This is a genomic window from Arthrobacter sp. Bz4 (genome assembly GCF_003075455.1).
In the GTDB taxonomy this organism is placed as follows: Bacteria; Actinomycetota; Actinomycetes; order Actinomycetales; family Micrococcaceae; genus Arthrobacter_D.
Genome location: NZ_QDAE01000001.1, coordinates 280,485 through 305,884, shown reverse-complemented (window position 1 = coordinate 305,884; position 25,400 = coordinate 280,485). Strand labels below are relative to the sequence as shown.

Here is a 25,400-nt window from a genome sequence, read left to right as displayed (position 1 = left end):
CCGAAAACCCCGTCATCTCAAGCGACAGAGCTTGAGAAGGCGGGGTTTTTCCATTGCCAATCACCTACGGCCTTGACAGCGGGCGGGCAGGAGCCATCGGGCTATGAACCGGAGAACAACGAACCAGGCCGCCAGCGCGGCCATGCTCTGTCTGCTGGCTGGGCTGGTGGGCTGCGGGTCAGCCGGCGGACCCGCCAGTGCTGCCACTTCCCAGGAACGGTTTCTCACCGAATTGCGCCAGGCGGCACCCGACTCAGCGTACCCAAAGGACGAACAACTCCTCGCCACCGGTCAGCAGGTCTGTGAGGAGCTGGCCGCTGGAAACGACCTCGAACAACTCGGCGCCCGCAACCCGGCGGAGAATCTCACCGACGAAACCGTCGAACGGATCCGGATCACCCAGGTTCTCGCCTCCCAGCATCTCTGTCCCGACGCCGTCTAGGGGCCCGGCGCTGCCTTGGCGACTCATCAGTGCAGATGCTGAACGCCTGATCGTCACGATCCGACCCCGTCTGGCCACTGGGCTACCGGCAGTAATAGGGTGAAAGCACTGCTTCGCAACACGGGGCTAGCCAGCTGTCCGCGTATCGGCCCGCCTCAGTGGGGGCACAAACCCAGTATTGGAGACTTCATGAGTGCACAGATCGGTGTCACAGGCCTCGCGGTCATGGGCGCAAATTTGGCCCGCAACCTTGCCCGTAACGGTTACACCGTTGCGTTGCATAACCGCTCGATCGAGAAGACCGACGTCCTGTTGGAGAAGCACGGCCACGAAGGTGACTTCATTCGCACCGAATCCCTGCAGGAACTCGTCGATTCGCTTGAAACGCCGCGCCGGGTGCTCATCATGGTCAAGGCTGGCGGCCCGGTGGACTCGGTAATCGGCCAGCTCGAGCCGCTGCTCGAAAAGGGCGACATCATTATCGACGCCGGTAACTCGCACTACGAGGACACTCGCCGCCGGGAAGCTGAGCTGGCGACCAAGGGCCTGCACTTTGTGGGCGTCGGGGTCTCCGGGGGCGAGGAAGGCGCACTGCTGGGCCCATCGATCATGCCGGGCGGCTCCCGCGAGTCCTACGATTCGCTGGGACCGATGCTCGAGAAAATCTCCGCCAAGTACAACGACGAGCCATGCTGCCGCTGGATCGGCACCGACGGGGCCGGTCATTTTGTAAAAATGGTCCACAACGGCATCGAGTACGCCGATATGCAGGTCATCGGCGAGGCCTACGACCTCCTGCGATCGGGCGCTGGCATCGAGCCAGCCGAACAAGCCAGGATCTTCACCGAATGGAACACCGGCACCCTCTCATCGTTCCTGATCGAGATCACCGCCGAGGTTCTCGCCCACACCGACGCCAAAACGGGCAAGCCCTTCGTCGACGTCGTCGTCGACTCTGCGGGCCAGAAGGGGACCGGCCGCTGGACAGTGTTTCGGCGCTCGAACTGGGCAGCCCGACGTCGGGCATCGCCGAGTCGGTGTTCGCCCGAGGTCTGTCGTCGCAGCGTGACCAGCGTGCCCAGGCACAGGAGATCCTCGCCGGCCATGAAGGGTCCGTGGACCTTCCCGAGACCTTCGTCGAGGACGTTCGGTTGGCTCTGTACGCCTCCAAACTGGTCAGCTACGCGCAAGGCATCGATATGCTCACCGCAGCGGCCAAGGAGTACGGCTGGGAGCTGAAGCTGGATGAGATTGCTTCGCTGTGGCGTGCCGGTTGCATCATCCGGGCCGAACTGCTGGACGACATCATGAAGGCCTACGCCACCGCTGACGGTCAACCAGCCAACCTGCTGCTTGCCCCGGCCTTCGCCGAATCCATCGCCGGAGCGCTTCCGGCCTGGCGCCGGGTCGTCTCGACCGCCGTCCAGCTCGGCATCCCGGTGCCGGTGTTCTCGGCGTCGCTGGCATACTATGACGGGCTCCGTCGTCGACGCCTGCCTGCAGCCCTCACCCAGGGCCTGCGGGACCTGTTCGGTGCCCACACCTACAACCGGGTGGACATCGACGGCACCTTCCACACCCTCTGGGGCGAAGACAAGTCGGAAATCGAAGCCGTCGACACGCACTAGAACACCACTGGTCACGGCAGCACCGGTACGTAGCGGCAGTTAACTGAGGATTGGCCCGGCAAATTGCCGGGCCAACCCTCTTTAACGGTGCGCTAGATGTACAGTGCCGGATCGATGTACTCCGCCGGGTCAACGGCCGGAAGGTTTTCCCGCGCCGAATCGCGATGCCGGTAGGTCGCCGGGATGCCGGTCGCAATTGAATCGGGCGGCGTGTCCTTGACGACGACGGCGTTGGCGCCGATGGCGCTTCCGGCGCCGATAGTGATCGGTCCGAGCACCTTCGCGCCAGCGCCGATCGTGACCCGGTCACCGATGGTTGGATGCCGTTTGACCTTTTCAAGGGACCGTCCACCCAGCGTGACGCCCTGATACAACATTACGTCCTCACCGATTTCGGCCGTCCCGCCGATCACCACACCCATGCCGTGGTCGATGAAAAACCGCCGGCCAATGGTCGCTGCGGGGTGGATTTCAATCCCCGTCGCCGCCCGGGCCAGCTGCGCCAGCAGCCGGGCCGGGAACCGTAGACCGGGTCTGGCCCACATCCGGTGCGTCAGGCGGTGCACCCAGATTGCGTGCAGGCCGGAATAGACCAGCCCATTCTCGAAGGAACCCCGGGCGGCCGGATCGTGTTCGCGGGCCGTCTGAAGATCCTCGTGCAGTCGCGCTAAAAAACTCACAGACTACTTTCTGTTGAGGGGTGTTAGCCCCTGATGTCGTCAAACAGGACAGTTGAGATGTAACGCTCACCGAAGTCGCAGACCACAGCCACAATGAGCTTACCTGCGTTCTCCGGCCGCTTGGCGAGCTCCAGGGCCGCCCAGACGATGGCGCCGGAAGAGATGCCACCGAGGATACCTTCCTGGGTTCCGAGGGCGCGTGCAACCCGTACCGAGTCCTCGACGGAGGCGTCGATAACCTCGTCGTAGGCGTTCCGGTCAAGAATTTCGGGGATGAAGTTGGCGCCAAGGCCCTGGATCTTGTGGGGGCCTGGGGCTCCACCATTCAGGATCGGCGAATCGGCTGGTTCCACCGCGACGATCTGAACGCCAGGCTTGCGTTCCTTGAGGACCTGCCCGACGCCGGTGATGGTTCCGCCGGTGCCAACACCCGCCACAAAGATGTCAACGGCACCGTCGGTGTCTTCCCAGACTTCCTCCGCAGTGGTGGCGCGGTGGATGGCCGGGTTGGCTTCGTTGGCGAACTGCTGGGCCCAGATAGCGTTCTCGGTGGTCGCCACAATGTCCTTGGCCTTGTCCACGGCGCCACGCATGCCCTCGGACCCGGGGGTCAACACAATCTCGGCGCCATAGGCACGCAACATCACCCGGCGTTCGGTGGACATCGTCTCGGGCATGGTGAGCAGCACCCGGTAGCCGCGTGCAGCGCCCACCATGGCAAGGGAGATGCCGGTGTTACCGGAGGTGCCTTCAACGATGGTTCCGCCCGGCTTGAGCGCTCCTGCCTTCTCGGCGGCGTCAATGATGGCCACCCCGATCCGGTCCTTGACGCTGTTTGCGGGGTTGTAGAACTCGAGCTTGACGGCAACCTGGGCGTCGAGGCCCTTGGTCAGACGGTTCAGGCGCACCAGCGGGGTGCGACCTACCAGCTGGGTGACGTCGTCGTAAATTTTTGCCATGGGTACCTACCTAGGTTGGAAGTCGGGACTTGTCCGCCGGATGCTCCGGTGCACGCTGGGATTCAGCCTAGCGGCGCGGGTGTGCTGGCGGGCGGGTGCGTTACTCGATCAGCCATTGGGCGTAATACTTCCGCGCCTTGGCCAGCTTGGGGTTGATGATCACCTGGCAGTACCCCTGCTCGGGGTGCTTGGCATAGAAATTGTTGTGCCATTCCTCGGCCAGGTGGAAGCGGGGGAGCCGGCTGACCTCGGTGACGATCGGCGTGGACCAGCTCTCCTGGTTCCGTTCAATGGAACGCTCGAACAGTTCCTTCTGCTCGGTGTCCTGGTAGAACATTGACGACCGGTACTGGGTACCGACGTCGTATCCCTGGCGGTTGAGGGTGGTCGGATCGTGCGACACGAAATACATGTCAAGGATCACCTCCGGCGGGATGATCGATTCGTCGAAGGTCACCGCCACTACTTCGGCGTGACCGGTGGTGCCGGTGCAGACCGCGTCGTAGTCAGGGTCCGGGGTGTGACCGCCGGTATAGCCGGAGATGACGTCGGTGACGCCGCGGGTTTTTTGGTAAAGGGCGTCGAGGCACCAGAAGCAGCCTCCGCCAAGTACGAATGTCATCATGCCTATAACAATGCGTTGCCGATCCAGAAGATTCCCGAGGCGCACGATCAGTGACAACGGGGACCCCCAAAATTGGGCCTGAGCAGCAATTGCGGGGTACAACTAGTGCTATGGAAGCTGATCATCAGACCGCTGAGCAACCCTCCGAGCAGCCCACCGAAGGCGCTACGACGCCCAGTGTGGGCGATGCCCTGTTAGCCATTGAGGAACTGTGGCCCGAGGCCCTGGCCGAGAGCTGGGACGCGGTCGGCCTGGTGGTCGGGAGGCCGGAGCGCAGCGCGGCGAAAATCCTGTTCGCCGTCGATCCCACCCACGCCGTGATCAGCGAGGCCCTTGACTGGGGTGCTGACCTGGTTATCGTCCATCACCCCCTGATGATGAAGCCCGTGAATTCGGTGGCGGCCAGCCACTTCAAGGGCGATGCAGTGCACCGTCTGATTGAGGGCGGGTGCGCCCTCGCCACAGTCCACACCAACGGCGATAGCGCCGTTGGCGGCGTATCGGATGTGCTGGCAGACGCGTTCGGGCTGGAGGACGTCGAACCCCTCTCCAAATCCGCTGATGGGCTCCCCGAGGAGGGCATCGGGCGTGTCGGTAATCTCACCGAGGCGACCACCCTGGGTGATTTCGCCGGCGTGGTGTTCTCCATCCTGCCGGCGGTAGCGGGAGGAGTACGCGTTGCCGGTGACCGCGACGCAGTGGTACGCCGGGTTGCTGTGTGCGGCGGAGCAGGCGACAGCCTCTTCGAGAAGGTACGGGAAAGCCGCGCCGACGTCTACGTGACCGCTGACCTTCGCCACCACCCGGTGTCGGAAGCGCGTGAAGCGGCCGGGGATGGCAGGCCATACCTGATCGATGTGTCACACTTCGGCAGCGAATGGCTCTGGCTGACGCCCGCTGCCGCAGCCCTGGAGAATGTGCTGGCCGATCAGGGATTCACCGCCGAGATCAGGGTCAGCACCGTCAACTCAGACCCCTGGGATTTTGTCCTGACGCCCGGCACCGACTAGCCGGAAACCAGGCAGTCGGCCCACGAAGGTTCACGGCTCCTCGACGGTGACCGGACCGCGCTCTGTGCAATAGGGTGGATGGACGCCCCATCAGCAACTGCGGAGGTTTTACTGTGGCAAAAGCACCACCGGCAGAGCAGCTTCGGCTGTTGGAACTACAGGCGCTCGACTCGCGGCTGAACCAGCTGCAACGTCAGGCGGCCACAGCGCGGGCTAATCCGGCCATTGCTGAGCTTTCCTCACAGCTTGAAGGGACCGACGGCGACCTGGTGCGCGCCGAAACGGCACTCCTCGATCTTGAGCGTGAACTGACCCGCTCTGAGGATGACGTGCAGTCGGTCGTCAACCGGCTCGAGCGCGACCAGAAGCGACTGGACAGCGGCACGGGCAGTCCCAAGGACCTGATAGCCCTGCAGAGCGAAGTCGCGTCCCTGACCAAACGACGCTCAGATCTTGAAGATGTCGAACTGGACATCATGGAACGGGTCGAATCGGCCCGCGGAGCCAAACAGTCGGCGCAACAGTTGAAGGACGACGCCCGGGAGCGTCTCGCCGCGATTGAATCCACCCGCGACGCCGAACTGGCCACCATTGCAGCCGAGGCGGACTCGGTCAAAGCCGAGCGCGCCGAATTGGCAGCGACCTTCGAGCTGGTCTTCTCGCCTTGTACGAAAAGACCCTCGCCCGCCGCGGTGTGGGTGCTGCGCGCCTGTTCCACGGCACCTCTGAAGGCTCGGGAATGCAGCTGAGCCCCGGTGACCTCGCTGACCTCCGCAAAGCTGCCGAGGACGACCTCGTGTTTTGCCCGGACTCGGGCGCCATTCTGGTGCGATCCGACGAGTGGGGCAACTGAGCCGGTGCCCGCTGAACAAACCCTTTTTGATCACGCCGACGAAACCCCCACCACGGCAACTCCGCGGTTCCTGATTGTGGAAGCCGACGGCGGATCCAGGGGCAACCCCGGCCACGCCGGCTACGGCGCCCTGGTGCGCGACCCGGAATCCGGTGCCATCCTGGTGGAGAAGGCCGCCTACATCGGCAAGGCGTCCAACAACGTCGCCGAGTACTCAGGCCTCGTTGCCGGTCTGGAACTGGCCAACGAGCTCGATCCCACCTGCCGGATCCTCGTCAAGATGGACTCCAAGCTCGTGGTTGAGCAGATGGAGGGCCGCTGGAAAATCAAGCACGCAGACATGCACGCCCTGGCCCGAAAGGCCCGGGCGGTGCTGGATCCCCGGCGGGTGAAGTACCAGTGGATTCCGCGGGAGATCAACAAGGACGCCGATCGTCTGTCCAACGAGGCGATGGACGCGGGCATGGCCGGCACCCCCTGGGTGCCGCGCAGCCTCTCTCCAGCCAGCGCCGGACCGGCAGCAGAGACAGCTGAGGCAGCTGAGTCTGGGCCTGAGCCGGTCAGGGTGCCGTCCGGACGGCTGCACCATGTCGAGCTGTGGGTCAGTGATCTGCAGGCGGCCACAGCTTCCCTCGGCTGGCTGCTGCTGCAACTTGGCTTCACAGCCAGGGAAACCTGGGCGGACGGCGCCAGCTACGTCGGCGCCGATGGGCTGTACCTGGTGATTGAAGCAGGCCCCGATGTCACCGGCGAGCTTCACGAACGACGTCGGCCCGGGTTGAATCATCTGGCGTTCCGGGCCGGAAGCCCGGCTGAGGTGGATTTACTGGCACGCCGCGCCACAAGCCATGCTGGACGCCAATGTTCGCCGACGCGTACCCGCACGCCGGCGGCCCGCAAAGTTACGCGGCTTACCTGGAGAACGCGGCCGGTTTTGAAGTGGAGCTGGTCGCCGACTGGGACGGACCAGCTCAATCCACCTGAGCGACTAGCCCTGCAGGATGATGCTGAGCTGGGCTGGTTTGCGTGAGGTGGCCGGGGTGAGTTCGGCTTGCCACTGCTCGCGGGCAGCCTTCAGCAGCTGATCCGGTGTGGTGGGGCGGCTGGACCGCCGGGTAATCAAATGCCGGGCCAGCAGTCCGCGGGTGTGCTTGGCTGAGTGGGACACCACTGAACGCTTGCCGTCCCGCTCCAGCAGCACGTTCACCGCGACTGTCCGCTCGGGGACACCAGCCCAGGCCGCCCCATAGGTGCTGGAGCGGCAGTCAACGATGAGCGAATCGCCGGACCGGTGATCCAGGGGACCGGCAAGGCGTTGCTTCCAGAAGGAGGCGAGCGTACCGGTGCCGGGAAGTGACACCGACATGGACAACCGGTAGGCAGGGATCGCATCGGCGAAGCCAAGGGCCCCCCAGAGCGCAGAGACCACCACCACCGATTCCTGGGCCTTCCGGCGTTGCACCGGGGTGAGGGTGCTGTAACCCAGCGCGTCGTACAGGACCCCCGAGTAGACCTGGTAGGCCGGTGCCGCGGGCTGATCCAGCAGGGTGATGTTGCGGAGCACCTCGGCGCCCAGCGACGGGCCGACACCAAGGATACGGTGAGCGTCCGGGCCGGTGCTGGCGATAGCCAGGGATCCCAGCACCGTTTGGCGGGCGGCCGTGAGCTCAGGGAACTGAAGACCTCCGAGATCCACGGCAGAGCCCTTCACCGCTGGGGATTTACCTTCGGACGGGGGCAGCAAAATCAGCACCGCACCACTTTACCCAGGTTCACCGCCCCCATAATGCCGGGTACCGAGGACCACCAGTCGTTGGACGATTAAGGACAGGGCCGCCAGCCGCGTAGAATCGGGTGCGGATGGGTTGACTAGGCGGCCGCGTTGCACCGACTCAAGCGCCTGGCGCGAGGGATCGGTGCACCGAGGAACGTCCGGGCTCCGCAGAGCAGGGTGGTGGGTAACGCCCACTCGGGGTAACCCGCAGGAAAGTGCCACAGAAAACAGACCGCTGCAGCCCGCAGCAATGCGCTGCAGTAAGGGTGAAAAGGTGGTGTAAGAGACCACCAGCGTGCCGGGTGACCGGCGCGGCTCGGTAAACCCCACCCGGAGCAAGGCCAGACAGGGCGCGTTTGAAGGCTGCTCGCCTGAGTGTCCGGGTAGGCCGCTGGAGGGCGCCGGCAACGGCGTTCGTAGATGGATGGCCGCCACTTCACCACCGGCGACGGTGGTGAAGGACAGAACCCGGCGTATCGGTCAACCCATCCCCAAAAAACCGGTGATTATCTCTGCGCCAGGGCCGCTGGTCAAGACCCCGGGACGAAGTTCAAATAGAATTCCCGATCTGGCCAGTGAAGCGATTCCGCTCGGTTACGCTATCCCAATGACCGACACCCTGGTGCCCCAAAAGTCGTTGCTGGTACGCAACCGCAACTTTCGGGCACTGTGGCTTTCCAGCACCGTCGGGGTGCTGGGAACGGCGGTCACCTCCATCGCCTTCCCCGTTATTGCCGTCATCGAACTGCAGGCCAGCGACTTCGCTGTGGCCGCGCTGGCAGGAATGACTTTCCTCCCATGGCTGCTGCTGGGGTTGCCGGTGGGAGTCTGGGTGGACCGGTGGCCACGGAAGCCGGTGATTATTTGGTCCCTGATCGCGCGAATCCTCGTGCTGGCGACCCTGCCGGTGGCGTTCTGGTTCGGCATCATGTCTATCGCCCAACTGTTCATTGTCTCCTTCCTTGTCGGCCTGTCGGCAGTCTTCTTCACCCTGGCTGACCAGGCGTTGATACCCCAGGCGGTGTCGAAGGATGAGCTGGTCGAAGGCAACGGCCTGATGACGGCGTCGTCGGCGTCCGCGGACGCGGCCGGTCGCGGCCTGGCCGGCTGGTTGACCGTGGCGTTCGGCGCCTCCAATTCCTTGCTGGTGCAGATCGCGACGTCGGTCGCCTCCCTGTTCGCCATTTCGTCCCTGAAGCTCAAGGAGGCGCAGCCGCACCAGGGGGAGCGGCGGATCTTCCGGGAGATGAAGGACGGGCTGCGTTACACGTTCAGCACCGGTCCGCTGCGGGCGATCCTGTTCAACGCGGCGCTCTGGAATCTGGGCGGAAGTATGGTCGCATCGCTTTTGGTGCTTTTGGTGCTTCGGACCCTCAACGAGTCCGAGATCTGGCTGGGCGTGCTCCTGGCCGCAGCGTCCGTCGGCGGAGCGTTGGGCGGTATTACCGTCAAGGGCGCCACCGACCGGTTTGGGTCCGGCCCGGTCTGGCGCTATTCGATGGTGCCCGGCGTGCTGGGCTACGCCTCGCTGCTGGTCATGACCCCGGGCTACGGAATGCTCTGGGGCGTGCTGGGCCTGTTCCTGATGGGCGTGTGCGTCGCCTGGAACATCGTGGTCGGGGCAGCCTTCAGACAGCGGGTCTGCCCGCCCACCATGATGGGCAGGCTCGGGGCCGCTTCCCGGATGGTCAGCTGGGGGATGCTGGGGATCGCCAGTATCTTCGGTGGCATCCTGGCAGAGCTGGTCGGAATCTGGACCGCTATCCTGATCGGCGTCATCCTGACGGCCGGAGCACCCCTCGTGGCGATCTTTGGGCCGCTCCGACACGTCGAGCGGCTTGAGGATCTCGAACCCGGGCAGGAGCCGGGTGCCGCCGCCAAAGAGGTCTAGCAGCCACGGACCAGCGGACCGACCGGACCACCGGACAGACCAGACCTCCGGACCGGGCCGACCGACCGGACCGACGGGCGCCGTCGGCTAGTGGCCGAAGGGGTCCGGGTCCACACCTGGCATCCAGGTCAGACCGGGAGCGCCCCAGGCATTCTTCTTGATGGCCTTGCGGGCGGCGCGTGAATAGGGTTCGACGAGCCGGTCAACGTACAGCTTGCCTTCCAGATGGTCATACTCGTGCTGCATGCAACGCGCAAACCAGCCGGTGGCCACAAATTCAACCCGCTCGCCGAAGCCGTCAAAACCCGTCACCTTGACCCATTCGGCGCGTTTCAGCGGAAAGGATTCACCAGGAACGGACAGGCAACCCTCGGATTCTTCGTCGGGGTCCGGGTCGGCCCCCGAAATCTTGGTGGTCACCAGCGTCGGATTCACCAACACGCCGCGGGGCGCGACGTCGTCGTCGTTCACCATCCCGTACACGAATATCCGCTGGCCCACGCCGATCTGCGGTGCGGCGAGGCCAACGCCGTTGGCTTCGTCCATGGTCTCGAACATGTCGGCAATGAGGGTGCGCAGCTGCTCATCGAACTCGGTGACGACGGCGGCGCGGCGGTGCAGCACAGGCTCACCGGTGATGGTGACTGGGTGAACGGTCATTGTCGCTTTCCTGGAGGGGAGAAAATCGGAAGGGGCTAACGAGCTCGGTTATCGGCCGGCGATGTGGCGGCCGACGACGTCGCGCATGATCTCGCTGGTGCCGCCGAAGATGGTGAGCAGCCGGGTGGCGAGGAACGCCTGCGCCACCGGATACTCGAGGATGTACCCGTACCCACCGTGGAGCTGGAGGCAGCGGTCAGTGATGGATTTGGCCCGCTCGCTTGCCCACAGTTTCACCCGGGCAGCGCTGGCCGCGTCCAGGGTTCCGGCGTTGAACGCGAGTATCGCCTGGTCGACGTACGTTTCGGTGACCTCAACCTCGGTGAGGATATCGGCCAGCTGGAAACGGGTGTTCTGGAAGTCGATAACCCGCTCGCCAAACGCGTTGCGTTCCTTGGTGTAGGTGACGGCGGCCTCGTAGCTGGCGCGGGACACAGCTGAGGCTGCAACGGCAATCGCGAGGCGCCCCTGCGGCAGCTGTTCGGTGGCGTAACGGAGCCCGTGGCCCAGTTCGCCCACCAGGTTGTCCCCGCTGACCCGAACCTCATCGAAAAAGAGCTCGGCGGTGTCGGAGGCTTTCAGGCCCATTTTGTCGAGCTGTTTGCCGGTGTTGTACCCCTCGCCTTTTTCGACCATGAACAGGGAGAAGGAGTCAGCGGAGCCCCGGCCGGTGCTGCCGTCGGTGCGGGCCAGCACGAGGGAGGCGTCACCGCTGATGCCGTTGCCGATGAAGGTTTTCTGTCCGGAGATCAGCCAGTCGTCGCCGTCGCGCACCGCCTTGGTCCTGATGCCGCGCAGGTCGCTGCCGGCACCGGGCTCGGTCCACGCAACGCTGGTGACGCGTTCGCCGCTGACCATCCCGGGGAGCCACCGGGCTTTGAGGTCGTCGGAGCCGTAGGCCAGCAGGTGGGGGAGGACCAGGTCGTCGTGCAGGTGGAAGGCGAGGGCGACGGCGAGGTGGTTCGTTTTGGCGAACTCCTCGTCCAACACGGCGCGGAAACGATAATCGGGCATTCCCGCCCCGCCGAACTCCTCGGGCACGGCCAGACCAAGGAGCCCCTGTTCGCCAGCGGCAGTCCACAGCGTGCGTGGCATGAGGTGGTCCTGATCCCAGCTGGCGTAGTGGGGTGCCACTTCGCGGGAAATGAATTCGGCTGCGACCTCGCGGAACAGCAGATGGTCTTCCTCAAACACGTTGCGTTCCATGCGGTCCAACCTCCACGGTGGCTCAACGCCAGCTGACGCCGGCCTGGGTCCTACAGGTAAGGCCGCCCCCGAAAATCTCAGGGACGGCCTTCCAAGGCTAACTTTCAACCTTCTTGGGGTGAGTAACGGGGCTTGAACCCGCGACCTCCTGGACCACAACCAGGCGCTCTGCCAACTGAGCTATACCCACCATGTGCCTTCGGCCAAAATGACATTCCACCGGATGTTTCCGGTCGTGTTGTCACCTACAAAAGGCAGCGCAGACAAGTCTACACAATTTTTGCGGTCCCTCTGCAACCGGCTGCCCGGAAGGGGTTCCGGGCAGCCGAACTAGTCAGCCATCGACCCGGCAATCGCCTTGCTGGACGCCGAATCGGGGCCCGGGCTCGGCACGAAAATCGACTCCCGGTAGTAACGCAGCTCACGGATGGAGTCCTGGATATCCCCCAGGGCCCGGTGCCCCCCACTCTTGGCAGGGGACTGGAAATACGCCCGGGTGAACCACCGGCGAGCTAGTTCCTTGATGGTCGATACATCGATGATCCGGTAGTGCAGGTGCTCGATCACAGCCGGCATGTCGCGGGCCAGGAACGACCGGTCGGTACCCACCGAGTTCCCTCCCAGCTGGGCCTTGCGGGGTTCGGGGACCCATTTGGTGATGTAGGCCAGTACCTCAGCCTCAGCCTCGGCCATGCTGATGCCCTCGGGAAGTTCGGTGAGCAGCCCTGACGTCGTGTGCATGTCCCGCACAAAATCGCCCATCTGCGCGAGCGCGGCGTCGTCGGGCTTGATGACGACGTCGACACCCTCTCCCAGAATGTTCAGCTCGGAATCAGTCACGAGTACTGCAACTTCGATGAGTGCGTCCGAAACGAGGTCGAGCCCCGTCATTTCGCAGTCAATCCAGACAATGTGTTCATTAGATATCGGCACACCCCAAATGTACCGCGTGATCAGGCGCGGGAGTGGCTCCACTGGCGGCCGTCGGAGCGTTGCTCAACTGATCCGGCGAACACTCCCGCACCGCGGTTGCGCCGATAAGCCTGAACCGGCAGGGGGCCGGTGTCCGGCGGACCGAACTCCTGAACCCAACGGCTCGCCGCGGTGTGGCTCCCCGCTTCCGAGGCTGGCTGCTCACGAGCGGGCTGGGCCAGGGCCGGACGGGTGGGCTGCGGACCCGGCTGGGTACCGTGACCCCTGGTGGGCTCCGGCCTCGCGCCCGGTGTTGTGTTGCCAACGGGTGCAGTGGCTGCTGTTGGCGCAGGCCGGCACGAGACCGAGTGGGCTCCAGCGGGGTGTTGGGTGAGGGCCCCGTTGTTGAGGATCCAGACCACACCGAAAGCTGCCGCAGGCATCGCGCCCAGGATAAACCCGGGTCCGGGGTCGAGGTCCAGGACCCACATGGAGGCGAAACATGCCACCGAGATAAACACACCCCACGCAAGAAGTTCGTCAGCGGGTTTCTGCCGTTTGACAGGTTCCGCACTGTGGCGCCCCAAAACCATCAACCACCAAATCGTCAAGGAATATTGGTCAAGCCAAGTGTAAGCACTGTTTCGCCGGATCCGGACGCAGCAACCGGGTGCGGCGATACCGGTTACGGACCAGCTGTCAATGCTAAAATCTAGCCAGTCTGCCCGGCCACGGTACCTCGGTTTAGATGCAGTAACTCAGCAGCACAGCCGTTCGAGATTTAGTGTTCGACCGAAGATTGGATAACCACAGATGACTGCCCAGGTGCCAGCCGACGCCTCGCAGCCCCGGACGGACTCAGCCTTGGCGGGCCGCCCGAATGTCGCGGTTATCCAGGGGTTCGTGGGATCACTGCTGATGATGATCGGATCGTATGGTGTCGGCTGGCTGTCGCTGGCGTCGGTCGAGTTGCGCAGGGTCCCCGTCATCATGTGGATGCGGTTTGAACCGGCCGGCGCTGTGGTGTCCGTCCTGATCCTCGCTTTGGGTGGCATGCTTCTGGTCCGCTCCTGGCTGCGGCTTGGTCAACGCCTGCATGGGTGGGGGCCCGAGTCCCGGCCGGTGATCCTCAGCGCCGTGATTGCTTGGGGTGCGCCCATGTGCCTGGCCCTCCCGCTGTTCAGCAGGGATGTGTTCGCATACATCGCGCAGGGCCAGGTGGTGTTGTCAGGGTTGAACCCCTATGTCGACGGCTACTCCCAGATCTCGAACTACCTGCAGATCGGTGCCGACGATATGTGGGCGCAAAGCCCCACCCCCTACGGGCCCGTATTCCTGTGGATTGAAGCCCTGGTGGTTGGCATCACCGGCGGGCAACCCGACTTCTCGATACTGCTCTTCCGGCTCATCGCCATTGTGGGAGTGGCACTGTGCGTGTATTACGTGCCCAAACTCGCCGAACTGCACGGCGTTAACCCCAACCGGGCGCTGTGGCTGACCGCGGCGAACCCCCTCTTCCTGATCAATTTCATCGCCAGCATCCACAATGATGCGCTGATGATCGGTCTTGCCCTCTGGGGGCTCTACCTGGCGGCGACCCAGAAACCGCTGCGCGCCATCGTGATCGTCACCCTGTCCATCGCCATCAAGCCCATCACGCTGATCCTTCTTCCTTTCATGGGGCTGATGTGGGCAGGTAAAGGTGCCAGCTGGCCGCGGAAGTTCCTCTACTGGGGTCTCACCGCTGGCATCTCATTTGCCATCCTCTGGGTGATGGGAATGATCAACGGGTTCGGGTTTGGCTGGGTGGGCGCACTGAGCACCCCGGGCAGCGTCTGGATCTGGTACGCACCCATTGGATTCCTGGGCATGGTCGTCATGATCCTCGCGGACGCACTGGGCTTTGACGGTCAATCCTTCACTGATGTGGTCTACCTGCTGGGGCGGATCACCTCGCTGGCCATCATCGGGTGGCTCATGTTCACCGGTGAACACAGCCGGTTGGTACGCCGGCTCGCCCTCGCCTTCGCGGCGATCGTGTTTCTCGCGCCGATGATCCAGTCCTGGTACGTCGTGTGGCTGATCCCCTTGTTCGCCGTGACCGGTATCCGCAACGACTGGCAGGTCAAGACCCTCTACTTCATGGTGTCCTTCTTCATGATCTACGCCATCTCGGATCAGCTGGACATTTTCCCGTACTTCGAGCTCAGCCTGACGGTGGCACGGCAGGTCGCTGCGGTGGTGGCTCTGGGCTTCGCGTGCTACCTGGTTTTCCTCGATCCGAAGACCAAGATCCTGTTCCGGAAACGCTATGAAACCCCGGCGGCAGGCGAGCTGCACTGATCACCGGGGTCCTCCCAAACATGCTTTCTCGGGCTGAACCGGCGATACTGGGTCAATGACCGAATCGACAGAACACATCATCAGCGGCGATTTCGAGATATCTGACTGGAGTCCCGAGCCCTATTCAGTTCCCGGGTCGTCGAGTGAATTGTCCCGGGTCAGCGCCACCAAAGTCTTTACCGGCGACCTGGCTGGGACCAGTTTCGCCGAGTTACTGATGGCGGGGAACGACTTCGGCGCCGGCTACGTCGCGTCGGAGGTCTTTACCGGATCGGTCGGCGGCAGGGTGGGCACCATGATCGTCCAGCACTGGGGGATTGCCGAGGGTAGTGCTGCAGCCAGTTCAGGCCACATCATCCCGGGATCCGGTACCGAAGGCCTCACGGGAATCTCCGGCAAGGCGGTCTATTCACAGGACATCGCAGGCCAGCACCACCTCGAACTCAAGGTGACCTTCGGGGCGTAGCGAACCACCACCCGTTCCGGTGACCAACCCGGACCCCGGTGACCAACCCGGACCCCGGGGAGCAACCCGGACCCCGGGGAGCAACCCGGCCATCCGTGGACGGAAATGCCCTGCATGTCAGCCACGCATGTCCAGATGCTGACGTAGAACCGGGCCGCCCGTCGTCACGACGATGCTGGGCGGCGTAGTAACCTAGAAAAGTCGCCCCCGTAGCTCAGTGGATAGAGCAACGGCCTTCTAATCCGTTGGTCGCGCGTTCGAATCGCGCCGGGGGCACCACAGCATTACCGGGCCGACCAGCAGGCAAGACGCTGGCCCCGGAACAGGACGACCTGCAGGCAAGACCCCAGCCCCCGGAACAGAGGCGGCCCGCGGAGTTGCGGCCGACCGCAACCGGTCCAGCGTGTTGATGACTTTCCCTCCACCTGCGACCCTTCCCTCAGCCTGTCCACATAGGGCTGCCACAGCCCCCGCCCGCACCTCGGTACCGGTGAAATAGTGTCTGCTGGCACACCCGCCAGCGCACACCTTTGCTGAAGGGGAATTCGATGAGCGACAACATCACAGTCCGAGGCTATGTGGCCACCGACGTCAAGTCAGGGGTCGCAGTCAGCGGCCTGGCCTACGCCAGTTTCCGCATGTGTTCGACCGAGCGCCGATTCGATCGGAACACCAGTTCCTGGGCTGACGGCCAAACCAACTGGTACGCCGTGTCGATGTTCAGGCAATTGGCCACCAACGCCGGAGTGAGCATCAAGAAGGGCGACAAGGTGGTGGTGAGCGGGCGGCTTCGGGTCCGGCCGTGGATCCGGGAGGACGGGAGAACCGGTACCTCGGTAGATATCGACGCTGAAACGGTCGGGCATGACCTGATGTGGGGGACCGCCCACTTCCACCGCACCAGCGCCGACCGCACCGGAGGGGAAACGTCGACGGCGGGTGATCCATCGGATGTGCAGGACTCCGACGTGGATTATCCACGGGTCGACCAGGCCACCGGGGAGATCATGGACGCGTCGGGCGGCTACCCGGAGCTCTCCGACGACGACGGCGCAGAGCACACCGACGGGCACACTGACGGGCAGACCGCTGGCGCCGACGCCGGGCACACCGCTGACACCGACGACGCCGACGACTCGTCTGGCGGTGGCACCAGTTCACCGGAAGCAGGACGTCAACTCAGTGATGCACCCTTCTAGAACTCGGTGGCGCCACCCCTCTGAAGGGGAGCGCTCCTGTCAGGCAACGGGAGCTACCGCACACAAATGGGAGATAGTTGGTTGCACCGACTAGCCTTGGAGCATGGCGGAATTTATCTACACAATGACCAAGGCACGCAAGGCTGTCGGCGACAAAGTAATCCTCGACGACGTCAGCATGTCCTTCTACCCCGGCGCGAAGATTGGCGTCGTGGGCCCCAACGGCTCGGGCAAGTCCACCATCCTGAAGATCATGGCAGGCCTGGACACCCCTTCGAACGGCGAAGCGAAGCTCAGCGCTGGCTACTCAGTGGGTATCCTGCTGCAGGAGCCGCCCCTGAACGAGGAAAAGACCGTTCTGGGCAACGTGCAGGAAGGTGTCGGTGAGATCTACGGCAAGATCCAGCGGTTCAACGAGATCTCCGAAGAGATGGCCAACCCGGACGCCGACTTCGACACCCTGCTTGAAGAGATGGGGAAACTGCAGGAAGCCATCGACGCGGCTGACGCCTGGGACCTCGATTCCCAGCTGGAACAGGCCATGGACGCGCTGCGCTGCCCGCCCCCGGAAACCGATGTCACGATCCTTTCCGGTGGCGAACGACGCCGGGTTGCGTTGTGCAAGCTGCTTCTGCAGAAGCCCGACCTGCTGCTCCTCGATGAGCCCACCAACCACCTCGACGCTGAAAGTGTGCTGTGGCTCGAGCAGCACCTCAAGAGCTACGCCGGAGCTGTCCTGGCCGTGACCCACGACCGGTACTTCCTCGACCACGTTGCACAGTGGATCGCCGAGGTCGACCGCGGCCACCTGTACCCCTACGAGGGCAACTACTCCACCTACCTGGAAAAGAAGCGTGCCCGCCTCGAGGTGCAGGGCAAGAAGGATGCGAAGCAGTCCAAGCGCCTCACCGAGGAACTCGAATGGGTTCGCTCCAACGCCAAGGGCCGCCAGACCAAGTCGAAGGCCAGGCTCGCCAGGTACGAGGAAATGGCGTCAGAAGCGGAGCGCACCAAGAAGCTCGACTTCGAAGACATCCAGATCCCGCCGGGCCCACGCCTGGGTAACCAGGTCATTGAAGCAACTGACCTGCGCAAGGGCTACGACGATCGCATCCTGATCGACGGACTGTCCTTCTCGCTGCCCCGCAACGGCATCGTCGGTGTCATCGGCCCCAACGGCGTTGGTAAGACCACGCTGTTCAAGACCATCGTGGGCCTGGAACCAATCGACGGCGGCAAGCTGACCATCGGTGATTCGGTGAAAATCTCCTACGTCGACCAGTCCCGTGGTGGCATCGACCCCGAGAAGACCCTCTGGGAGGTTGTCTCCAACGGACACGACTTCATCCAGGTGGGACAGGTCGAAATGCCTTCACGGGCCTACGTATCGGCCTTCGGCTTCAAGGGCCCCGATCAGCAGAAGCGTGCCGGTGTCCTCTCCGGTGGTGAGCGTAACCGGCTGAACCTGGCCCTGACGCTCAAACAGGGTGGAAACCTTCTCCTCCTTGACGAACCGACTAACGACCTCGACGTCGAAACGCTGTCCAGCCTGGAAAACGCACTGCTGGAATTCCCCGGCTGCGCCGTGGTGGTATCGCACGACCGGTGGTTCCTCGACCGGGTCGTGACCCACATCCTCGCCTACGAGGGCACCGAGGAGAACCCGGACAAGTGGTACTGGTTCGAGGGTAACTTCGAGTCCTACGAGGAGAACAAGGTGGAACGGCTCGGCGCCGACGCCGCAAAGCCTCACCGCGTCACGCACCGCCGCCTGACCCGCGACTAACAGCTGACTCGTTGAAAAAGGAGCGCCCCGGCCACTAACGGTCGGGGCGCTCCTTCGTTTCATCGAGTCAACACCAAGGACGCGTTTGCGGCGATTTTCCGGTTATTTCTGTTGACTCGATCCAGGTGGGGGCATCAGGGAACGCGGACCATGCCCTCCTGGGCAACGGTTGCCACCAGCTCGCCGGCACGGTTGAAGATCTGCCCGGTCGAAAGGCCGCGTGCCCCCGAAGCGCTGGGGGACTGCTGAACATAAAGCAACCACTCATCCACCTTCACCGGACGGTGCCACCACATGGCGTGATCCAGGCTGGCGACACTCATGCCGGGGGTGATCCAGCTCAGGCCGTGCTGGCGGAGGATTGATTCGAGCAGCGTGTAGTCGCTGGCGTAGGCAAGGGCCGCCCGGTGCAGTCCCTGATCTGCCGGCATCGGAGCAAAGGTTTTCATCCAGACCGCATTGCGTGCCACCCGGTCGCTGTCGTGCTGTACATAGAGCGCACCATCCACATGCCGAATGTCGAACGGCCGGTCAAATGACCATGCGCGTGCCAACGGGTGGTCCATGTCGCCGAGCAGGTCGGCGGTGCTGGGGAGCGACTCAGGATCGGGTACTCCCTCAGGCATCCGCTCCTGGTGGGACAGACCGTCGTCGGGCTGCTGGAAGGAGGCGATCATCGACAGGATGGGGACCCCATTCTGGTACGCGTGCGCCCGCCGGGCCGAGAAGGACCGGCCATCACGCAGACGCTGCACCCCGAAGGTGATCGGTTCAAGCGCATCTCCCGCCCTCAAAAAGTAGGCGTGCATGGAGTGGACTTCCCTGGTCGGCTCGACGGTGCGAATCGCCGCGATCAGTGCCTGAGCCAACACCTGACCACCGAAAATCCGCCGCCCTGCCTGTTGCACCGAGGTACCCACGAAGATCTCCTCGTCGGTCTGCGCTCCATCCGCGCTGCTCAGATCAAGCAGGTCGACCAGCGTTTGGGTTGGATCGACAGTGGACTCGACAGCCATAGGTAAATTCTCCTTGTAGTGCGGTGATGCGTGGGCTAGGTCCGTCGCGGGAACGACGTCGAAAGTACCTCTGACCTTAGTTGCACACGCGTCCGCCCCTCAACACCAGTGGTGAAGCGTTTAGCCGGGCCGGGTTACGTTTGAGAGGATGGGAGCATGCCCCGGATCCAGCGCTTCCCTATTCAGCTACGCTTCGGCGACGAAGACTCCTACGGACACGTCAATAACGTGCGGTTCCTGCAGTACCTTGAAGACGCGCGCGTCCAGTTCATTCACCTGCCCCTCTCGGACCCGGGCCAGGGCGGCGCCGAACCGTCCGATACCCTGCTTGACCTGATCGGCCCGGACCACTTCACGCTCGTTGCACGGCACGAGATCGAATACTCGGCGCCGCTGAACTACCGCCCCAGCCCGCTGGAGATCAGCATCTGGGTGACCGGCATCGGCGGCTCAAGCTTTGATCTGGGCTACCAGATCGCGGAGCCGGACGGCTCCATCAGTTACGCTCTGGCGGCTTCCACCATGATCCTCGTCAACCGGACCACCGGCCGGCCCGCGAAACTCAACGAAGCCCAGCGCGCCGCCCTGGAGCGCTGGCTCGGCGACCCGGTGGCCTTCCGGCGCCGACAGGACGGCTGACCGATGGTGTCACCGCCGGAATCAACCGAGCTGATCTTCACCGACCCACTGGTGGTCGCCGACCTGCGGACGTTCATCGCCCGGGCCAGGGCAGCCGAAGACGGCGCCGTCCGGCTGCAGGCGACGGGAACTGTCCTCGCCACCTACATCTGCATTCTCCGGCCGCGCATCCTCGGCGAGGCGATCCCCACCGTTCTCGGCTTGCGGACCATGCCGCTGGCAGCCCCGGCGAACGTGGACACCACTGTTGCTTTGGCCTCGGTGTCGGACCGGCTCGCCCGGATGGCCGACGACGACGTCGTCCTGCAGGTTCCCCCGACCACGGTCACCGAGAGCTGGACCGGGGTGCTGCCCCCACGCTCCGGGTGGGAGCCGCGCGGCGACCTGAGCGCCGAGCTTGTCGAGACTGCAGCCAGAAACGGTATCCGCGAAGTCGCGGAGACCGTCCCGAACAATCCGGGTGCCCTGATCGTCAACAGTGCCAGGGGAGCGATCTGGGGTCGCAGCATCGAAGATCTGGCAGTCGAGGTGCCAGCGGGTGCAGCCTTCGGGGCCTTCGCCCTGGGTTTCCTCGCCGGGGAAGAGCGTCCACTGGTCCTGACCAACGGGCGGTGGACCCGGATCAGCACCTCGCGAGGCCATGTGCTGTCGCGGATCCCCACCGTGATATGAACGGGTCCTAGCGGTCGTCCGCTGAGTTGACCATCGAATGGGCAGCCCGCTCAAGGTAATCCCACAGCGTCGCCTCATGGAGAGGTGCGAGGTCCAGGGCGTCGACGGCAGCGCGCATGTGCGTCAACCAGTGATCCCGGGCCAGGGGTGACACGGCGAACGGCATGTGCCGCATCCGGAGTCGCGGATGCCCACGCTGCTCCCCGTACGTCTTGGGACCGCCCCAGTACTGTTCAAGGAACATCAGCAGGCGTTCCTTGGCCGGTCCGAGATCCTCCTCGGGGTACATCGGGCGCAGCAACTCGTCATCGGCGATGCCGGCGTAGAAAATATCGACCAGTTTCACGAAGACCGGATGCCCTCCGACTGCTTCGTAGAAGTTGTCGGTATAGGCTGGCTGGTCGAATCGCGGACCCACCGGTGTGAGCCTGGCGAGCGGCTCCCCGAATCGGGACGGGATGGGGATGCCTTCGGCATTTCCGGGGTTTATCATGATTTCTCTCCTGTAGGTTCGGCGCCGGGTACCGGGGCAACGGGTGCGGCATCGGCAGCTACTGGCGCCACGTAGTCGCCCTGTGAACGGTTGCCCACTTTCATGATGTCCCCGTTGCGGAGGTACCAGATGGCCCCGTTGTCATCGATCAGACGCGTAATCCGCAGTCCTACCGACTGCACCACTCCGACGGTGTCGCCGACCTCGATGGTGTCGCCGATTCCGTACTGATCCTCGAGGGTGATGAAAAACCCGAGGAACGCATCCCTGATGATTTCGCGGGCACCAAAGCCAATGGCGATACCCACGATTCCGACGCTCGCGAGAATGGGACCAATATCCACGCCGAGCGCCTGCAGGGCCATCATGATGGCAATGATCGCGATGGTGAGGCCCGAAACGCTGCGCAGCAGTGCTCCGATGGTCTCGGTTCGTTGCACCCGCCGTTTGTGGTCGAGGGTACGAAGGACAGGCTGCGCCCATTTGAAATGCGGTTTCTTGAACAGGTCGGACCCGCTGCGCACCCGCCGCACCATCCGGTTGATGATGAAGCGGACCACCAGCCATAACACCAGCCCAGCCACCAGGATGATGGCGGCGTGGAGGAGCTGGTCTCCTAAACCAATCTGGGTGGGCGACTGCATGGGGGCGTGACCGTTTCCTTCACAAGCGCAGGGTTCTCCCCGCCAGCGGCGGAAAGGGTGTCTGGTCCTAGGCTAGCGCCGTAGGTCGAGCCGAGATGCATCCTGATCCCCGGCGGCAGCGGATTTCTCTCCCGGCGGATTGTCGGCCAAACACTCAATTTGGGGCTTGGGTGCCGCGGGGGACGACGTCGGGCCCGCCGGGCGGCGCTGGATTGGCGCAGGCCGAGAGGGCCACCCGAAGCAGCGAGCGGAAAATCGGGTCTGATCCCGGCGCGGAGGAACGGCTCCATCCGCGCCGGACCGACGACGCTTCCTAGGCGTCCTGCGGGGCCTCTTCCACCACCACTACCACCGGTTCGTGATTGACCGGAAAGTTAACCGACCGCGCGATAAAACAGGACGCGGCGGCATCACGGTGGATGGCCTGCGCGGTGTATTTCAGCAGGGGATCGGTGATGGTCACCCGAGGCTTCAGGGTGACACTGATGAACTCGCCGCTGCCGTTGTCATTCAACCTCATGGTGCCGACGGCGGGATCCTCGTAGGCGGTCACTACCACCCCGTTTTTCACCGCCATATGGAGATAGGACAGCATGTGGCATTGGGACAGTGCCGCGAGCAGCAACTGTTCAGGATTCCACCTGTCCTTGTCTCCGTGGAAGGTGGGGTCCGCCGTGCCGAGCAGCAACGGCGGACCCACAGCCGACACCTCGTGGTCCCGGCCGTAGCTCGGTAGGACCGGGTGCCTTCGCCACGATTCCCGGTCCATCTGACAGCTATCCGATAGTGGTGCTCGGAGAGGTTCATGGGTTATAAACTACACCCCAAACCGCCTGATTTACCGGTCGACGGCCTGCGCTTTCAGAGCCCGCACAATCCCGTCCTGGCTCTCAAGGATCAGGCGTCGCAACGAGGTGCTTTCGGCATCGAGCGCGGCCAGGAAGGCTGCAGATTTGTCCAGCGTCTCCTGGGTGGTTAACCGCGATGGATACAGCCCCACGATGATTTGCTGAGCGATCTCGTGAGTCCTGCTGCCCCAGACGTCAGGGGCAGCGGCAAAGTACTTGTCCACGAAGGGAGCAAGGACTGCTGGGTCGTGAACGCGCATGAACCCGGCAATCGCTGACCGCTGGGCCGCGTTGGGCATGTCCGACCGCTCAATGATGCTGTGCCACGCTTCGGCCTTCGCCTCCGGCGTGGGGATGGCCGCCTTCGCCTGGGCGGCTGCCAGCTGACCGGTGGCGGTGGCATCGCGCTCGAGCTCGGCGTCGATGTCCGGCTGTGCGAACCTGCCACCAGCCACGAGTGAGGTGACCAACTCCCAGCGTAGGTCGGCGTCAATCTCCAACCCCGCGGGCACCTCGGAGCCGGTGAAGATCGCTTCAATGGTGTCCAGATGGGGTCCGGTCTGCGCGTGTCCTGCGAACGCCTTGATGAACTGCAACTGTGAATCCGATCCGGCGTCGGCCCGCTGGGCGAGTTCCCAGAGGCTGTCGGCGGCCGCGATAGTCATCGCTGACCGGTCGACGGGGTTCACATAGAACGCGAGCGTCGTGGCGAGCTGACGGAGCAGGACCAGCACCACCGACGAATCGGATTCGGCGCCGATGTTCTGCAGGATCAGCTCCACGTAGTTGCGGGCCGGTGTCTCACCGTCGCGGGCTGCGTCCCAGGCTGAAGCCCAGACCAGGGTGCGGGGGAGCGAGTCGTTGAAGTCCTTGAGGTGTCGCGTTGCTGTGCGCAACGACACCTCGTCGAGCCGGATTTTCGCGTAGGCCAGATCATCGTCGTTGAGCAGCACCAGGTCGGGGCGGGCCCGGCCAACCAGTTCAGGCACGTCGGTGCGTTCGCCGTCGACGTCGAGTTCCACCCGGTCAATACGCTGCAGCTTTCCGGCATCATCCAGGGAATAGCAGCCAATCGCCAGTCGGTGCGGGCGGATCGTGGGGTAGTCGGCAACAGCCGATTGGAGGACCGCAAAGCTGGTGATCACGCCGTCGTCGTCGACCTCGAGTTCAGGCCGCAGGGTGTTGACGCCAGCCGTTTCCAGCCACAGGGCCGACCATTCCTTCAAGTCACGGCCGCTGGCTTTCTCCAACTCGGACAGCAGGTCCACCAGTTCGGTGTTCTTCCAGGAGTGCTTGCCGAAGTACTCCCTGACGCCTTCCATGAACTTGTCCTGGCCCACCCAGGCCACCAGCTGCTTGAGCACCGAGGCGCCCTTGGCATAGGTGATGCCGTCGAAGTTCACCTGCACATCTTCGAGGTCGTTGATGTCGGCGACGATCGGGTGGGTGGAGGGGAGCTGGTCCTGACGGTAGGCCCAGGCTTTCTCCAGCGAGGCGAACGTGGTCCATGACTGCTTGAACTCGGTGGCTTCGGCGGCGGCGAGGGTGGACATGAACTCGGCGAAGGATTCATTGAGCCAAAGGTCGTTCCACCAGCGCATGGTCACCAGGTCGCCGAACCACATGTGTGCGAGTTCATGCAGGATGGTGATGGCCCGGCGCTCAACGGTGGCGTCGGTGACCCGGGACCTGAAAACGTAGCTTTCCACGAAAGTCACGGCGCCGGCGTTCTCCATGGCACCCGCATTGAACTCGGGGACAAAGAGCTGGTCGTACTTGGCGAACGGGTACGGGGTTCCGAACTGCTCTTCGAAGAAGGCGAACCCCTGCCGGGTCAACGCGAACACGTTCTCGGCGTCGAGGTGCTGCATCAGAGACTTCCGGGCAAAGACACCCAGGGGAATGACACGGCCGTCCGAACTGGTGAGCTCGCTGCGCACCGACTGGTACGGTCCGGCGATCAGGGCAGTGACGTAGGACGACAGCACACCGGTGGGCTCGAAGGACCAGGTGGACGTCGCGACGCCGTCGTCGGCCGAGCCGGCGTCGACAGGGACGGGCGTGGGGGAGTTGGAGATAACATCCCAGTGCGACGGCGCCGTCACGGTGAAGCTGAAGGTGGCCTTGAGATCGGGCTGCTCAAAGACGGGGAACACACGCCGGGAGTCCGGAACCTCGAACTGGGTGTAGAGGTACACCTCGTTGTCGACCGGGTCGACGAAGCGGTGCAGACCCTCGCCGGTGTTCATGTAAAACATGTCAGCGTCAATCACCAGCTCATTGGCTGCCGCGAGCTGGGGCAGCTGGATGCGGATTCCATCAGAGACCTCGGATGGGTCGAGCTCGACGCCGTTCAGGGTCACCCGTGACACGTCCTTGGTGACGGCGTCAATGAACGTTGAAGCACCCTGGGTGGCCTCGAACTTCACGACAGTCCGCGACCCGAAGACTGTGTCGCCACGGGTGAGGTCAAGGTTGATGTCGTAGGAGGTGACGGTCAAAATGTCAGCGCGAGCTCGTGCCTCTTCGCGCGTCAGATTCATGCCTGGCAAAGTGGAGCCTTTCGAAAAAAATGATGGGAAGCCCTGCGGGTGGCGGGCGTCGGGTGTGATGCAGCTTACGCAGCACAGCCATTCTTTCATCAGCGTCGACCA

22 protein-coding genes, 2 tRNA genes, 1 other RNA gene and 3 pseudogenes are annotated in these 25,400 nt (G+C 63.7%); 14 read left to right on the top strand and 14 right to left on the bottom strand.

Annotated elements, in window-relative coordinates; translation table 11 throughout:
* The first annotated feature begins 103 nt into the window (after positions 1-103).
* Positions 104-442: a DUF732 domain-containing protein gene (locus DDA93_RS01475; RefSeq protein ID WP_116777883.1), complete on the top strand. Its 339-nt coding sequence runs from the start codon at positions 104-106 to the stop codon at positions 440-442.
* A 189-nt stretch (positions 443-631) separates the two neighbouring features.
* Positions 632-2,070, top strand: a pseudogene (gene gndA, locus DDA93_RS01470) (NADP-dependent phosphogluconate dehydrogenase).
* Positions 2,071-2,162: 92 nt separating this feature from the next.
* On the opposite strand, the gene epsC reads toward gndA, so the two are convergent.
* The 3 genes from epsC to msrA form a co-directional block, all read right to left on the bottom strand.
* Positions 2,163-2,750 carry a serine O-acetyltransferase EpsC gene (epsC, locus tag DDA93_RS01465; protein ID WP_019482889.1) on the bottom strand — a complete coding sequence of 196 codons (588 nt, stop codon included), beginning with the start codon at positions 2,748-2,750 and terminating at the stop codon, positions 2,163-2,165.
* Positions 2,751-2,773: 23 nt separating this feature from the next.
* Positions 2,774-3,709, bottom strand: a complete 936-nt coding sequence (gene cysK, locus DDA93_RS01460; protein WP_019482888.1) for a cysteine synthase A — start codon at positions 3,707-3,709, stop codon at positions 2,774-2,776.
* Positions 3,710-3,809: 100 nt separating this feature from the next.
* Positions 3,810-4,334, bottom strand: coding sequence for a peptide-methionine (S)-S-oxide reductase MsrA (msrA, locus tag DDA93_RS01455; RefSeq protein WP_026041086.1), 525 nt, complete (start codon positions 4,332-4,334; stop codon positions 3,810-3,812).
* 110 nt (positions 4,335-4,444) lie between these two features.
* On the opposite strand from msrA, the gene DDA93_RS01450 reads away from it, so the two are divergent.
* From DDA93_RS01450 to DDA93_RS17050, 3 genes and pseudogenes are all read left to right on the top strand, one after another.
* Positions 4,445-5,344: a Nif3-like dinuclear metal center hexameric protein gene (locus DDA93_RS01450; protein ID WP_019482886.1), complete on the top strand. Its 900-nt coding sequence runs from the start codon at positions 4,445-4,447 to the stop codon at positions 5,342-5,344.
* Between the two features lie 113 nt (positions 5,345-5,457).
* Positions 5,458-6,197 (top strand): annotated as a pseudogene (locus tag DDA93_RS01445) (C4-type zinc ribbon domain-containing protein).
* 4 nt (positions 6,198-6,201) lie between these two features.
* On the top strand, positions 6,202-7,227 hold the full coding sequence (locus tag DDA93_RS17050; RefSeq protein WP_347693134.1) for a reverse transcriptase-like protein: 1,026 nt from the start codon (positions 6,202-6,204) through the stop codon (positions 7,225-7,227).
* On the opposite strand, the gene DDA93_RS01435 is transcribed toward DDA93_RS17050, so the two are convergent.
* Positions 7,186-7,950: a peroxide stress protein YaaA gene (locus DDA93_RS01435; protein WP_116777882.1), complete on the bottom strand. Its 765-nt coding sequence runs from the start codon at positions 7,948-7,950 to the stop codon at positions 7,186-7,188. The two genes, DDA93_RS17050 and DDA93_RS01435, sit on opposite strands and share 42 nt — an antisense overlap.
* 108 nt (positions 7,951-8,058) lie before the next feature.
* Here DDA93_RS01435 and rnpB point away from each other — a divergent pair.
* Together rnpB and DDA93_RS01425 are read left to right on the top strand one after the other, a co-directional pair.
* Positions 8,059-8,463: RNase P RNA component class A (gene rnpB, locus DDA93_RS01430), an RNA gene on the top strand.
* A 115-nt stretch (positions 8,464-8,578) separates the two neighbouring features.
* Positions 8,579-9,862: an MFS transporter gene (locus DDA93_RS01425; protein ID WP_116777881.1), complete on the top strand. Its 1,284-nt coding sequence runs from the start codon at positions 8,579-8,581 to the stop codon at positions 9,860-9,862.
* Between the two features lie 87 nt (positions 9,863-9,949).
* Here DDA93_RS01425 and def read toward each other — a convergent pair whose 3' ends face one another.
* The 5 genes from def to DDA93_RS01400 all read right to left on the bottom strand — a co-directional run bounded on the left by def (position 9,950) and on the right by DDA93_RS01400 (position 13,083).
* A complete protein-coding gene (gene def / locus DDA93_RS01420; protein WP_019482881.1) occupies positions 9,950-10,522 on the bottom strand; it encodes a peptide deformylase in 573 nt (190 codons plus the stop codon).
* Between the two features lie 48 nt (positions 10,523-10,570).
* Positions 10,571-11,728 carry an acyl-CoA dehydrogenase family protein gene (locus DDA93_RS01415; RefSeq protein ID WP_116777880.1) on the bottom strand — a complete coding sequence of 386 codons (1,158 nt, stop codon included), beginning with the start codon at positions 11,726-11,728 and terminating at the stop codon, positions 10,571-10,573.
* Positions 11,729-11,842: 114 nt separating this feature from the next.
* A tRNA-His gene (locus DDA93_RS01410) sits at positions 11,843-11,918 on the bottom strand.
* A 140-nt stretch (positions 11,919-12,058) separates the two neighbouring features.
* Positions 12,059-12,619: an oligoribonuclease gene (gene orn, locus DDA93_RS01405; protein ID WP_019482879.1), complete on the bottom strand. Its 561-nt coding sequence runs from the start codon at positions 12,617-12,619 to the stop codon at positions 12,059-12,061.
* Between the two features lie 62 nt (positions 12,620-12,681).
* On the bottom strand, positions 12,682-13,083 hold the full coding sequence (locus DDA93_RS01400; RefSeq protein WP_133185385.1) for a hypothetical protein: 402 nt from the start codon (positions 13,081-13,083) through the stop codon (positions 12,682-12,684).
* A gap of 370 nt (positions 13,084-13,453) precedes the next feature.
* Between DDA93_RS01400 and mptB the strand changes: the two genes are divergently transcribed.
* The 5 genes from mptB (at position 13,454) to ettA (ending at position 18,434) form a co-directional block, all read left to right on the top strand.
* Positions 13,454-14,983, top strand: coding sequence for a polyprenol phosphomannose-dependent alpha 1,6 mannosyltransferase MptB (gene mptB / locus DDA93_RS01395; protein ID WP_207771295.1), 1,530 nt, complete (start codon positions 13,454-13,456; stop codon positions 14,981-14,983).
* 55 nt (positions 14,984-15,038) lie between these two features.
* Complete coding sequence (locus DDA93_RS01390) at positions 15,039-15,449, top strand: DUF3224 domain-containing protein (protein WP_019482876.1); 411 nt, start codon at positions 15,039-15,041, stop codon at positions 15,447-15,449.
* 203 nt (positions 15,450-15,652) lie between these two features.
* Positions 15,653-15,728, top strand: a tRNA-Arg gene (locus DDA93_RS01385).
* 269 nt (positions 15,729-15,997) lie between these two features.
* Positions 15,998-16,648 (top strand): single-stranded DNA-binding protein, encoded by a 651-nt coding sequence (locus DDA93_RS01380; protein ID WP_116777878.1) that lies wholly within the window; start codon positions 15,998-16,000, stop codon positions 16,646-16,648.
* Between the two features lie 103 nt (positions 16,649-16,751).
* Positions 16,752-18,434, top strand: coding sequence for an energy-dependent translational throttle protein EttA (gene ettA / locus DDA93_RS01375; protein WP_019482874.1), 1,683 nt, complete (start codon positions 16,752-16,754; stop codon positions 18,432-18,434).
* A 134-nt stretch (positions 18,435-18,568) separates the two neighbouring features.
* Here ettA and DDA93_RS01370 read toward each other — a convergent pair whose 3' ends face one another.
* The gene (locus tag DDA93_RS01370) at positions 18,569-19,450 is read right to left on the bottom strand and encodes an acyl-CoA thioesterase II (RefSeq protein ID WP_019482873.1); all 882 of its coding nucleotides are present in this window, start codon (positions 19,448-19,450) and stop codon (positions 18,569-18,571) included.
* A 156-nt stretch (positions 19,451-19,606) separates the two neighbouring features.
* Between DDA93_RS01370 and DDA93_RS01365 the strand changes: the two genes are divergently transcribed.
* Positions 19,607-20,089 carry a thioesterase family protein gene (locus tag DDA93_RS01365; protein ID WP_116777877.1) on the top strand — a complete coding sequence of 161 codons (483 nt, stop codon included), beginning with the start codon at positions 19,607-19,609 and terminating at the stop codon, positions 20,087-20,089.
* A 3-nt stretch (positions 20,090-20,092) separates the two neighbouring features.
* Complete coding sequence (locus DDA93_RS01360; protein WP_116777876.1) at positions 20,093-20,761, top strand: hypothetical protein; 669 nt, start codon at positions 20,093-20,095, stop codon at positions 20,759-20,761.
* A gap of 7 nt (positions 20,762-20,768) precedes the next feature.
* Here the strand turns inward: DDA93_RS01360 and DDA93_RS01355 are convergent, their stop codons facing one another.
* The 4 genes and pseudogenes from DDA93_RS01355 to pepN form a co-directional block, all read right to left on the bottom strand.
* A complete protein-coding gene (locus DDA93_RS01355) occupies positions 20,769-21,254 on the bottom strand; it encodes a globin (protein WP_116777875.1) in 486 nt (161 codons plus the stop codon).
* The gene (locus DDA93_RS01350; RefSeq protein ID WP_024475970.1) at positions 21,251-21,898 is read right to left on the bottom strand and encodes a mechanosensitive ion channel domain-containing protein; all 648 of its coding nucleotides are present in this window, start codon (positions 21,896-21,898) and stop codon (positions 21,251-21,253) included. The genes DDA93_RS01355 and DDA93_RS01350 overlap by 4 nt, the downstream gene beginning before the upstream one ends.
* Before the next feature lie 313 nt (positions 21,899-22,211).
* Positions 22,212-22,705 (bottom strand): annotated as a pseudogene (locus tag DDA93_RS01345) (OsmC family protein).
* 31 nt (positions 22,706-22,736) lie between these two features.
* Positions 22,737-25,289 carry an aminopeptidase N gene (gene pepN / locus DDA93_RS01340; protein ID WP_116777874.1) on the bottom strand — a complete coding sequence of 851 codons (2,553 nt, stop codon included), beginning with the start codon at positions 25,287-25,289 and terminating at the stop codon, positions 22,737-22,739.
* Positions 25,290-25,400: the final 111 nt, after the last annotated feature.